The organism is Corynebacterium sp. (assembly GCF_030532195.1).
Taxonomy (GTDB): domain Bacteria; phylum Actinomycetota; class Actinomycetes; order Mycobacteriales; family Mycobacteriaceae; genus Corynebacterium.
In genome coordinates, this window is sequence record NZ_JAUNLP010000003.1 from 37121 (window position 1) to 49483 (window position 12363).

The window sequence follows — 12363 nt, forward strand, 5'->3', positions numbered from 1 at the left end:
GTTGAGGCATTTTTCGTCTCGCTCCCAACCCCCGGATAGGACAGCGCGATGACTGACAACGAGCCACGGATGCGGGCCGGCGATAAAGAACGCAATATTGCGCTGGAGCGTCTGGAATGGGCGTTTCACGATGGCCAAATTGACTTCTCCGAGCTCAAAGAGCGAACCGATGCGGCTCAGCGTGCCAAGTACATCGATGAGCTACCCGCGCTGACCAGAGATTTGTCCGTCCCCTCCGACCTTTCGCTATCACCCCAGCACAAGGACCTGCATATGTCCGGCAATGCTGCAGCAGGCGAAGGACACTCCAATTTGGCGCAGCTGAACACGTCGGCAGCGGCTACGGGATCGAAAGTCTCGGTGGGAATTTTCGGCGGTATGGATAAAAAGGGGCCATGGACCTGTGCGCCGAAGCACACCTCTATCGTGGCCTTTGGTGGCAATGACCTGGATTTTCGGGAAGCCACAATTACCGCACAGACGACCGTAATCAATGTCAGCTGCATCTTCGGCGGCATCGACATTATTGTGCCTGACTACTTCCAGGTGGACATTGAAGTCCTGCCAATCTTTGGCGGCTCAGACATCGTTGGCGCTCCTCAACGGAGCCTGCCGGATACCTCCGCTGGTGCTCGTCCGCGGATTATCGTCCGCGGGTTCGTCGCCTTCGGTGGCGTGGATGTAAAGCGAGTACCCGCCTAGATTGCAGGCTCGCTGATACGCAGGGGGCGACGAGCCTCGGCATCCTTACTCGTCCCAGACCTCCGGTGGCATGGCGGGGTAAGGGGTCGTCGGCGGCAGCGTCGCCACTGCCGAACGCCGAGACAGACCACATACCTGCAACAGGTCCACCACCAGCGAGCGGCACTGCGCGAACACAACCTGTTCAGAAAGCGTCGCGTCCTCGACCACGCGGGGATGCATTTTCGCTGCTAGCCGACGCAAGTGTCGGACCACATCCTCAAGCTTGACCTCCCCGGAGGAGTCACTGAGTTGTGCGACAGCGGTGTCCCCGGACTCGTAGGGCAACTCGCCCCACTCTGGGATTTTGCGCACGGAGGCTTCGTCGTCAAGCAAATGACTGACCAACCGCGCCGCCTCTGAGACGCCGAGAACGAGATTGCACAGCTCAGGGCTGAAATCGATGTGATCTTCACGGGCGGTGATGGCGCGGCGCGCGAGAACGCGGATGTTACGCATGGCGTTGTCGACTGGATGGACCATGCGTGACAACGAATGAATGCGCTCGCGCGAACGCCAGAGCAGCGGGGAAATGCGTACCTGTTCGTCAGCATCGGCGACGGTGCGGTCCATCAGCGACACCTGCGCCTGCATAGAGCGCACAACACTCAGCGCAGTGCGGATGCGGTCGGTGTCGCTGTCTTGCATGCCGACGGCGATGTCATAGAGCACATCGGCACCCATGTCGAGGACTTTGGCCACCTTGCGGCGCGCACCGGCCAGCGGGCTGCGCGGCAGCACAATGAGCACAATAATGCCGACGAGACCGCCGACCAACGCATCCAACATGCGGTAATAGGAGCCGGAGGTACCGGGCGGAATAATAGTGGCAATCAGCACAGCCGATGAGGCTGCTTGGTTGACCACCAATGGACCTCTGCCGACGAACACGCCAATGACCATCGCGACGAACACGCCAACTGTCAGCTGCCAGATGCCGGGGCCGAGAATGGAGATGATTACATCGCCGATGCCGACGCCCAGTGAGGCCCCGAGCACCAACTCCACGGAATGCTTCAACCGAGGGCCGGCGGTCATCACATTAAGGCTGATGAAGGCGGCCATCGGCGCGAAGAACGGTGCCGGGTGATCCAACACGTCGAGTGCGAACCAATAGGCCAGCCCCGCGGCGAGTGTTGCCTGGACAATGAGCATCCAACGCGACTTCACCCGGGCAGCCGCATGGAGGAAGCGCGTGCGCGGCCGCACCTTTTGACGCAGCTTAGCCGCCGCACGCGATGCCGGGTGCAGATAAGTCTGACGGAAATCTAGGAAATCCGGCCGTGGATTGTCCTCGATGAACTGGGTGTCCTTTGCCGCGGCCAGCTCCTCGGCATGCGTCGGGTCCTTGGTGCCATAGTCATTGGCACCAAAACCCTTGCCAGACATGCCAGCCATAGCGAAGTCACCATCCTAGATTTTTATCGTCCCAGTACCGTCAGTACTCTCAACACTGTCAACGCTGTTAGCTCAGGATTTTTTAGGCCTCGAGCCCCAGCTCCGGCAGCGCCGATTCATCGCTGTCTCGCAGCAGCGCCATCATACGGTCGAACTCATCGTCCTCACCGATGGAACGCGCTGCCTTCGCCAACGCGGCGAAGGCCCGCAGCACACCGCGATTGGCTTCATGGGACCACGGAATGGCACCGAACCCCTTCCAGCCATTTCCGCGCAAAAGGTCCAGGCCACGGTGATAACCGGTGCGGGCATATGCATAGGCTTCGATATCGCGGCCGTCGGCAAGCGCGGCTTCAGCCAGCTCAGCCCACGCCTGCGAGTCACGCGGACATGCGCGTACGACGTCCTCAGGACTGGCGCCACCGGTGCGTGCGGCGACAGCTTCGTCGAGCGCGGGGAGCTTAACGGGAGCAGGAGCCATCATGTCATTGAGTTTCATGCGTCCCATTGTGCCAGCGTTGGCAGCGCAATGGCACCATGATCGCTGCTGCCCGCAGTACCGCCAACAGCACTGCAGTAGGGCTGCCAGCCAAGCTTTAAGGGCAGGTCGGCCGCGGTATGTCAGACTCTTCCGCCTGCGTTTTGTTGGCAACGAAATCGGCCACGCGAGCGCAGGCCTCCATCAACATCCAGCCGGAGAGCTGGACGGATAGGTCGCGTTCCTTGATTGCCGAACTGCGCACAGCGCCGCCGACTGAACGCGCTACCGAACCGCCCTGCGGGAACTTCGCATCGTCGGTCCAATCCGCGGGGAATAGCGGCAGACCGTCGACTTCGAGGCGGTGATACCAGCACTTCTCCCCCGAGGTCAGCACGATGCGACGGGCAATGCGGGCCGCCGCGCGGTTCATGCGGTCATCGCTGGGCAACCTCACTGCCGCATCGGCGAGATAACGCGCCAAGATGCCGTTGAACAGCCCACCATCGCCACCACCGGCACCGGCGATGACGTTGTCGGTAGTCGCCAAATCCTTAGCCACGGCGTGGATGAGATTTTGCACACGCGTCAAGTACTTTGTTGCCTGCTCTCGCTGACCGCGGCCGCGAAGCGCCAGGCCGACTTCGAGGCAAGCGCCAATCATCACTCCCTGGTTGTACGTGAAAATATCCCTCTGCACGACAGCACCAGTCATAGACAGGCGCATACCGTCATAGAGCAGGCCTGAATCCGCTAGCAGATTGTCATACGCCCAATCCACCAACGCCGCTGCCTCTGACACATGCCCCTGACGCGCCAGCGCAATTGCCGCAGGCCCATTGGCGGGGATGTTGAAAAAGAGGTCATCTTCACGCCACGGGAGCACCCCGGTGGACTCCTGCCGACCATCGACGAGGCAACCGATTAACCGTGCCGTCGTTTTGCGAGGTGCCGACGCACCGAGTGCCGCATCAGCGCGCCCGAGCGCCAGCGTCATCCACGCGCGATCGTCATAGTACTTGTTCTTCGTCAGCAAGGTGAGATTGCGGATGCGAATGCCGCGAATCGTATGGCGAATGGCGCGATACTTCTCTTTGGAAGGAACGCGATTGGCCGCATCAACCAGACAGTCGAGATAGTGCGCCTGCCACCAGTAGTGCCAATTGATAAACAGCTTATGTCGCATCGGCGCTGGCCACGAGGGCGTAGCGAGATTAGTACCCGGGATGCCCCAGAGCTTCGCCGCATGGCGGTTGCGAATCGCCTGTTCCGCCACGTCCGCACGGTAGGCCCATGTTTCGGCCTCCGGACGCGACATTCTTAAGACCACTGGCTCTCCTTAAAACAGCCTTTCGAACATCTCTTTTTTAACAGACAATCACCATGCTGTGTTGAGATCCGCGTGAGTACGAATCCAGGAGTGCATCGCAATACCCGCAGCTACCCCCGCATTCATCGAACGCGTCGAGCCGAACTGCGCAATGGAGACAGTCATGTCCGCGCACTGCTGCGCCTGCTCCGTCACGCCAGGTCCTTCCTGCCCAAAGAGCAGCAGACAGCGCTCCGGCAGTTCAACGGTCTCAATGGGCACGGAGCCGGGCACATTATCCACGGCCACTACCGCGAGATTGTGCTCGCGAGCCCACTCGATAACATCCGCCACCGTCTCATGGTGAAAGAGATGCTGATAGCGGTCGGTCACCATCGCGCCCCGACGATTCCACCGCTTGCGGCCGACAATGTGCACGGCCTGAACCAGGAAAGCATTCGCCGTGCGCACCACAGTGCCGATGTTGGAGTCATTCTCGAAATTCTCAATGGCCACATGCAGCGGATGGCGGCGTTTATCCAGGTCAGCAACAATCGCGTCCATCGTCCAATACCGATAGGCATCAACGACATTGCGCCGATCGCCCTCATCCAACAGCGTCTGGTCGAACTTCGGGTCGGTCGGGCGGGGCGTATCCGGGTGCTCCTGCTCCCACGGGCCTACGCCCACGCGCGCCTCAAACCATTCGGTCGGCCCCTTGCCAGGCTCAGGCGCGGTCAAGTGCCAACAGCCCCTCGACCAGGAACAACTGAGCCACCGTGTAGGTGTCCATCACTGCCGCATTCAAAAGCTTGCCGACGACACCCTCTTCCGCAAACATCTTGCGAGCCATCAGCAGCACATCGGAAATCAGGAACAGGTTGCCACCGTGACCGAGGCCGTAGGCGGCATCGGCAATCGGCAGGCCCGTTGCCTCATCGGTGCCGACCGCGCCCGCGTCAGCCAGCAGTGCTGGGTCATCGGCCAGCGCGGAGGTGGCCGCCAACAGTGGGCCGTAGCCAACAGCTGCCGGCAGAACCTCCGGCTTGACTGCGCCCACCAGCGGAAGGGTGCCCGCCCACAGCGGGAAACGGATAGCCGCACGCAGAGCACTGATGCGCGCCCCGGCACGCCACAGCAGGACGTGGTAGGCGGCATGGTTGACAGCGAATGCTGCCGAACCGCGGTTCAGGTTGGGCTTATTCGGCATGAGAATCAGGTCACCCAGCCAACCCCCGGCCAGGCCGATGAGCAGGGTGGTCGTCGTAAAGCGAGACGTTTCGTGGCGGCGGCGCCAAACGTTTGCAGCCAACAGCGGCATGAGAACGGTCTTGGAGACGCGGCGCGGCTTCTCCCAGCCGAACGCGCTGGAGACCACGTTGACGGCGCTGGCGGCGAGGTAGCCCACGCGCTCCGGCGCGCGGCGAACATCGGAGCTCTCGCCCGCGATGCCGACCAGCGCGCCAAGCCCCTCGCCGGTGCGACGGACAAACATCTCAGCTGCGGTTTCCTTGGAACCTGGCAGCTTGGTAGCGGCGAGCTTCGACAGGAAGTTCTTACCCTTAGTGGCCATTGGTTTTCCCTTCTACTCAAGTCCCAGGTCGGACAGACCCAACAGGTAGCGGTATTCCAGTCCCTCGGCCTTAATGACCTCATCGGCACCGGTATTGCGATCGACGACAGTTGCGACACCGACGACCTCCGCACCGGCCTCGCGAACCGCGGCGACGGCGGTCAGCGGCGAGTTACCGGTCGTGGTGGTGTCCTCGACCACCAACACCTTCTTGCCCACGATGTCCGGGCCCTCGATGCGGCGCTGCATGCCGTGCTTCTTGGCTTCCTTGCGCACCACGAATGCGTCAATCGGGCGGCCCTCAGCGTGCATGATGGAGGTTGCCACCGGGTCAGCCCCGAGCGTCAAACCACCGACATGGACGTAGTCCCAGTCCGCGGTGAGCTCGCGCAGAAGCGAACCAATCAGGCGCGAAGCCTCGTGGTGGAGCGTGGCGCGACGCAGGTCAACGTAGTAATCTGCCTCACGACCCGACGACAGCGTGACCTTGCCATGGACAACTGCCAGTTCCTTGACCAGCTCAGCCAGACGCTGCAAATTTTCCTGATTGACGTTGCTCGTGGGGGTGCTCATCTGAGGTTGTCTCCTAAATAAACGACTGTGTGCTCAAGGATAGGTCTGCAATTACTCTTCTGCGGAATCAGGGGCGGACTTCATGTCCGTAAAGATGCTGGCCGGTTTCACGTTAGAACGCACCACGCGCCCCTTACTCGAACGCATATGACTGTGCTCCGGATCCTCACCTAACGCGGGAATCTGCTGGTCGGCATCGCCAATTTCCTCCGACTCACCGACGCTCGAGCCCATCTTTCGCGCCGTCGAACGCGACGGCAACGAAGTCGGATCCAACGGGGTATCACGCTGCGGACGCCACGAAGAGCTGTCAATCGCCTGCACGTGGGTCTGCTTAGTGCTTTGCGACGTCCGCTGCGGCTGCTCCCCCATCTCATCACCTGCAGCCGCGCTGGTGGCTGTAATCGCCTCCACGTCCAGCGGCTCGTCACCGTCATCGTGATTGGTGTGGGGGCGCGAGGGAGTCGGCACTGCCTGCAGGTGACCACGCCCGGATTCCGATTCCTGCTCGGTCAACTGCAGTCGGGTGGGATCCCACTGCTCAGTGTCCGGTGCCACGGTTTCCCCCTCAGCGGGCGGCAGCCTGCGGGCGATGTCGGAAAAATCCGCCAGGGAGGTCAGGGCGGCGTCCCAGTCAGCGATGACGGTTCCGTCGATAAGCTGTGCCAGTGACCAGGAGTTTTCAGACCACATGCGAGTGATGACCGGATGCACATCAACCAGCATGCGTGTCGCGCGCTCATCGAAGATGCGGTGAATAAGTTCCGGGTCGGTAGCGGCGACTACTAGTCCGGCCTCCGTGGCGACATGCGGGAGAGTTGTATCGCCACTGCGGCGCAGCTCAAAGACCTCATCGCTGGCAACAGAGCGACGAATAGCCAGCGTGGTGATGCCACCGACATCGGCCAGGTGCATCTCGCGGCCGAAGGCGAAACCGGACACCACCGCCTTGGCATCTCCCTCGGGAGTGCGCTGCCAGTAGGACGGAAGTTCATGGTCCACGCGGTTATAGGTGGCATTACGCTGCTGCGCCCACTGCTTTCGCAGGTGACGAACCTTACGGCCGCTCAAACGGTGCCGTGTCGCAGCAGCAGGCTGGGATGGCTCGGCTGGTCGTGCGAGCTGGGCTGGTTGGGCCGGTTGTGTTGTCTCTGCTGGGGCACCCTGTGCGTCATCGACGGGTTCATCCGCGGCTTCGGCACTTGTGGTTTTGTCCCTAGCTGTTTCGAATCCGTCGGCCTCTCCTCCGTCGGACTCTCCTCCGTCGGTTTCATCTCCACCAACTTCGGCATCAACGAAGCCTGCATCCTCGGTCTCGATGACTCGATCAGCGGATTCCGACTCCGAGGAAGCCTGCGTTGCTGACTGTGGCGCCTGCAGCTCAGCATCACCCGCATTTTCTGCTTCGACTTCGTCCACGATGACCGCATCGTCAGCAGGGATTTCCACCGCATCGGCAGAACTTGGTACAACTTCCACCTGTTCCGCTTGTTCCACTTGATCTGCAGAATCCGGTTGCGTGAGTGCAACCTCTTCCGCCGCCACTTCGGGAACTTCGCCGGTGGGGCTCGTGGATTCGTCGTCAAGCGAGGACGTTGCGCCAACCTGCGTGGACGCAGAGTCGACTGCGCGGGTGGCGGTCGTGCGTTCGTTGCGACGACGTCGGTCCACGACGAACAGCACAATTGCTGCTGCGATGAGGACCACTGCGAGGATGAATACTAGGGGAATCATTAATCTCCTAGCTTAAGCCAGAAGCGTTTTTGAAGATGGCAGCGACGAGCGACCGTCCCCCATCTGACACACGGTCTGTGAGAATTGGCGGGTTAGGTGGCTAGAGCTGGTAGCTCGTCAACCCGGGGAATGCGCCGAAGGTGTGAGTCCGCCGGCCGATTGATTAAAAGCGGATGATTGGCAGGTGCGGGTCTCCCGCCCACTGCGACCATCCGCCGACGTACAGCGCGGCGCCGGGGAGTCCGGCTTCCTCCATGGCCTGGATGAACAGTGACGAGTGCAAACCAGAACCGGAGTAGACGGCTACCTTCGAACCATCCTCGATTCCGACGGATGCCAGGCGCTCACGGAGCTGATCGACAGGCAGGAATCCACCCTGACCGTCCTGCAGACTGCGGGCAGCCAGGTTCACGGCGCCGGGGATGTGACCAGCCTGCAGATCAACACGCTCACGACGTCCCTCGAAGCGCTGCGCCTCGCGGGAGTCCACAAGAATGCCGTGCTCAGGCCACGTGCGCACCTGCTCGGTGGTCACGATGGGCATGTTGCCTTCCGTGACCTTAATGGTTCCTGGCTGCGGCAAGTTTCCGGGACCGAAGGCCGTTTCGTTGCCGGCTTCTTCCCAGGCCTTCAGGCCTCCGCTTAGGACTCGGACATTTTGCAATCCGGCCCAGCGGAGAATCCACCACGCGCGGGAGGCGAAGAGACCATCGCCAGCGTCATAGATGATTACGAGATGATCCGGTTGGATACCCCAGCGGCGTACGGCCTCGCGTACTCGATCAATGTCCGGGAGTGGGTTACGCCCTTCTTCGCGGCTTGGGACACCAGCGAGGTCCATCTCTGGGTCACAAAATACCGCCAACGGAATGTGTGCTGTGGTGTAGCAGTCATAGGGTTTTTTGACACGCGACCACCGTGCATCGACAACGACGAAGCGGCCGCCGCCAGAAATCATGTCACGGAGCTCTTTTACCGAGATGGATGTCATCATAATCCCGGATTCTAAATCGATTGACTAAATAGCGCGATGTGTTGCGATGTGTAATGCGATTTACACGGAGATTAGCGCGGCAATCAGCGCGCTGTAGGAAGCGGTGAAGGGCGCTTGAGCGAGCACGTGGATGAGTTCGTTGGCTAGTACGTGAATAAGTACGGCGAAAACCCAATATTTCTACAAATGTGCTGGGTAGACTGGAACCATGACTGAACCTGCTGCACATCTGACCGTTTTTATCTCCGGCGCTGGTCGCGGCATTGGCCGCGCAACCGCGGAAAAACTCCTAGCACGCGGCTACACCGTTGGCGTGTTCGATATCTCTGGCGACCAAGAGTGGGCCGCGGACCACGAGAACGCCGTCGTGGGCACACTCGATGTCACCGACCCAAAGCAGTGGGAAGCCGCATTGGAGAAGTTCGTCGCGGCGGCGGGCCGACTGGATGTGCTGGTCAACAACGCCGGCATCTTGTACGGAACCTCCTTTGAGGAAGGCTCGTACGAACAGGACAGTGCGCTTATTGACGTCAACGTCAAGGGCGTGCACTACGGCAGTCGCGCGGCACTGCCCCACCTGAAGGGCTCCCGCGGACAGCTGGTCAACCTCTGCTCGGCATCGGCCATCTACGGCACTCCGGACATGGCAACCTACTCCGCCACAAAGTTCGCGGTTCGTGGCATCACCGAAGCGCTCGAAGTCGAGTGGGAACCATACGGCATCGATGTCAAGGCAGTCTGGCCGCTCTACGTCAATACCGGCATGCTTGACGAGGTCAGCACCGATGGCACCCAGCGCATGGGCATTCGCCTGACCGCTGACAACGTTGCGGAAGCGGTGGTCGAATGCATCGATCACAAGCAGGGCAAAATCACCAAGGTTCACTTCCCAGCGGGCCTGCAAGCGAAATTGCTGTACTACACCTCCCAGATCAGCGCACCATTCCTCAACCGCTTCATCAATGCCAAGCTGACTACCAAGCGCAAGATTCACCTTTAATACCTGCGCTTAGCCCAAGCCCTGCACCGCCCCTCCTCGGCATCGGTCTCCTCTGACCTACCCAGAGGGGCTTTTGGCTTCCGCTACCCGCCGGGGTCCAGTCCCGTTTCGCCATTTCCGTCATCTGCATCCCTTGCCCGTGTCTCACGCGCTTTACGACGTAACCAGCGCCCCGGGTTATCAAATGCATCGGGATCTTCGTTGGGACTTACCCCACGGTTTCCGTCTTTATCCTTTGGTGGCACCCACACAATTCGGTCATTTTGACCAGCTGCGGTTTGCCCTGCATCTGCACCAGCTTCCGCATCTGTACCAATACCCCGGTCACCTAGCACTTCCGGCACCTCATCCGGCCGCAGTGTCCACCAGGCGTTTTCATCGCTGCGAGCATCATCAATTTTCCGGTGAGTGCCCGGATCCACCAACGTGAGATTATCCAGGTCAGTGCCACCGCCTGAGGCCCACGACTGAACATGGTGCACATCGCACATGGCTCCCGGAGTGCTCATGCCCGGCGCGGAGGAACTTCCTTCTTCTCCTAACAGCGCCAGATATTGCGGGAGCGTACCCAACCTACGGGATCTGCCGAAGTACAAGGTCTGTCCCTCATCCCCCAGAACCTGGAGGAACGAATTCTTGGCAACCATCTGCTGCACTGCTTGACTGATCGACATTCGCACACCAGCATCCGAAACAGCCTTGCCAGAGCCCGCAAGCACAAATTCCTTCCCCTCCGGCAAAGTGACTCCCGCCAAGGCCGCTACATCTGCAATATGAGCAACCGTCACAACCGAGGTGGTTCCCCTCGCAGGTTGAAGCGTGCCGCCCGGCTGAAAGCCTCCGTTGACTGCAGCCTCCGCTGCATCATGGAATCGCTGGCCTGGATTACGCTGGTCATCAGCACCTTCTTCCAGCAAACCGCCAGGCCGGGCATGGTCCGATTGCAACCGCTTTAGCACTGCCGCAAACGAAGGTGTAATCACACCAGTGAGCCGACTCATGCCATCCGGCCCCTGAGCACTAATCTTCAAACTCCGCTTTCGTGCACGATCCTCATCCGTATACGGATCATCAATACCCAGCATCGCCCGCAGGCGATTGGGCAGCTGATTGAGATCATCAACGCGGATCTTGTCCACCAGGTCCGCGATGTGCTTGTCCAACAGCTTTGACAGCTCCGCATGTTCGGTTGCCGGCAGCTCCCGCACCGCCTTATCAATCTTGACTACCGCGTCAGCTCCAACAATGCCGTCCTCCACCTTCTTTCGAAGGTTTGGCATCCGCACATCCTCATGCGCCGGAGCAAACGGATCGACATTCTTGCTCAAACGCCCAACCACATGGACACGCTGCCGAGCCTCCGCTCGCGAAATCCGCATTTCCTGCGCCAGCCACGCAATCTTGCGATGTTCTGCGCTGGGCAGGCGCCCCTTCATAATCTCCACATACGTCGCATCAATAACTGCAAGCCGCTTCCGCGCCTGCTCAATCGTCTTATACGCGTCATGCGCGTGATCTGGCGCTAACACTTCGAAGTTATCCACAATGAGCTGCGATAACGCTTCAAACTGCGCCACCGCGTCCAAGACCTGCGATGTCGACAGCGGCCCACCGCCGCCCGGTGTCGTTGGTGTAGACATTTCCCACCCCCTTAAAAACGCTAGTAATCCGAATCCCCAAATGGACTAACTAATTTCCCTCCCCAACATTATCGCACACCCATTCGACCATCCACAACCCCAAAATCAAACTTTTTCGCACATTTTTCCGAAAAATCGCCCACGCCACATCCCCCCCCACGGCACTATCCAGCACCGCACGCCGCCGAAAAAGAAACGCGCAGGTCCCTGAAAAAGCGCACGCCCCTCCCCAGAACGCGCCCCCTCTAGAAGCGGAACACCATCACATCATGATCCGGGAAACTCGAGCGCCCCACCAGCTCAAACCCCGCCTTCACATAGGCCTTCGCCGCCCGCGGATTCGCATCATGCACCGCCAGGCTCACGCCCGGATACCCCATCGCGCGCGCATGCTCAATCAGCCCCGCAATCATCGGCTGCGACAGCCTCCTGCCCACAGCACCCGGCCGCAGCGCAATCGCCACTTCTGGAATTCCGTCCTCGACAAAGCCATAACCAGGGTCTTCGTGCGAAAACAGGCGCAGCCATGCCGCCCCCACCGGTACCTCGAGTTCATTTTCGTTTTCGCTTGACGACGAATCCCCGCGCCCATCCCACAATTTCTTAATGGCCGCCGCGCTGAACACATCCTCGCGAGAAACGCCTGGCTCAAACGGGTCCACACGGGTCATATCAGCGCTGAGCGACTCGTAGTCGGCGTCGTCAAGCGATGTGGCGACTAGGATGACCCCGCCCTGGCGCGCGTCCCACTGATCGACGTAGCGTAGCCGCGTTTGCGCGTAATCGGCGGGAAGCGGCTGGCTTTCGTCGCCGAATGTTTCCGTCAGCTCGTCCATCCAAGCGATGAATGGGCGGTCGGATTCTACTGCTGGGCGCCACTGGAAATTAGTCATATTTGCGCACTATACCGGCGTCCCCTGAAC

General features: G+C 60.4%; 12 protein-coding genes. 2 read left to right on the forward strand and 10 right to left on the reverse strand.

Going from position 1 to position 12363, the window contains the following annotated elements; translation table 11 throughout:
* Positions 1-48 precede the first annotated feature (48 nt).
* Positions 49-702, forward strand: a complete 654-nt coding sequence (locus Q4E11_RS04590; RefSeq protein ID WP_303164025.1) for a DUF1707 domain-containing protein — start codon at positions 49-51, stop codon at positions 700-702.
* Positions 703-747: 45 nt separating this feature from the next.
* On the opposite strand, the gene Q4E11_RS04595 is transcribed toward Q4E11_RS04590, so the two are convergent.
* The 8 genes from Q4E11_RS04595 to Q4E11_RS04630 form a co-directional block, all read right to left on the reverse strand.
* Positions 748-2139 (reverse strand): aromatic acid exporter family protein, encoded by a 1392-nt coding sequence (locus tag Q4E11_RS04595; protein WP_303164026.1) that lies wholly within the window; start codon positions 2137-2139, stop codon positions 748-750.
* A gap of 82 nt (positions 2140-2221) precedes the next feature.
* Complete coding sequence (locus tag Q4E11_RS04600; protein ID WP_303164027.1) at positions 2222-2638, reverse strand: DUF3151 domain-containing protein; 417 nt, start codon at positions 2636-2638, stop codon at positions 2222-2224.
* A gap of 97 nt (positions 2639-2735) precedes the next feature.
* A complete protein-coding gene (locus tag Q4E11_RS04605; RefSeq protein WP_303164028.1) occupies positions 2736-3947 on the reverse strand; it encodes a glycoside hydrolase family 76 protein in 1212 nt (403 codons plus the stop codon).
* A gap of 48 nt (positions 3948-3995) precedes the next feature.
* Positions 3996-4667 (reverse strand): RNA methyltransferase, encoded by a 672-nt coding sequence (locus tag Q4E11_RS04610; RefSeq protein ID WP_303164029.1) that lies wholly within the window; start codon positions 4665-4667, stop codon positions 3996-3998.
* On the reverse strand, positions 4654-5499 hold the full coding sequence (locus Q4E11_RS04615; protein ID WP_303164030.1) for a lysoplasmalogenase: 846 nt from the start codon (positions 5497-5499) through the stop codon (positions 4654-4656). Before Q4E11_RS04615 ends, Q4E11_RS04610 begins: the two co-directional genes overlap by 14 nt.
* A 12-nt stretch (positions 5500-5511) precedes the next feature.
* Complete coding sequence (gene pyrE / locus Q4E11_RS04620) at positions 5512-6072, reverse strand: orotate phosphoribosyltransferase (RefSeq protein ID WP_303164031.1); 561 nt, start codon at positions 6070-6072, stop codon at positions 5512-5514.
* Positions 6073-6123: 51 nt separating this feature from the next.
* Entirely contained in the window at positions 6124-7806 is a 1683-nt protein-coding gene (locus tag Q4E11_RS04625; RefSeq protein ID WP_303164032.1) for a hypothetical protein, read from the reverse strand.
* 163 nt (positions 7807-7969) lie between these two features.
* The gene (locus tag Q4E11_RS04630; RefSeq protein WP_303164033.1) at positions 7970-8800 is read right to left on the reverse strand and encodes a sulfurtransferase; all 831 of its coding nucleotides are present in this window, start codon (positions 8798-8800) and stop codon (positions 7970-7972) included.
* A 208-nt stretch (positions 8801-9008) separates the two neighbouring features.
* Between Q4E11_RS04630 and Q4E11_RS04635 the strand changes: the two genes are divergently transcribed.
* Entirely contained in the window at positions 9009-9800 is a 792-nt protein-coding gene (locus Q4E11_RS04635) for an SDR family oxidoreductase (RefSeq protein WP_303164034.1), read from the forward strand.
* An 83-nt stretch (positions 9801-9883) separates the two neighbouring features.
* Here the strand turns inward: Q4E11_RS04635 and Q4E11_RS04640 are convergent, their stop codons facing one another.
* Both Q4E11_RS04640 and Q4E11_RS04645 read right to left on the reverse strand, forming a co-directional pair.
* Positions 9884-11440 carry an HNH endonuclease signature motif containing protein gene (locus Q4E11_RS04640; RefSeq protein WP_303164035.1) on the reverse strand — a complete coding sequence of 519 codons (1557 nt, stop codon included), beginning with the start codon at positions 11438-11440 and terminating at the stop codon, positions 9884-9886.
* A gap of 245 nt (positions 11441-11685) precedes the next feature.
* Positions 11686-12333: a GNAT family N-acetyltransferase gene (locus Q4E11_RS04645; RefSeq protein ID WP_303164037.1), complete on the reverse strand. Its 648-nt coding sequence runs from the start codon at positions 12331-12333 to the stop codon at positions 11686-11688.
* Between the last annotated feature and the right edge of the window lie 30 nt (positions 12334-12363).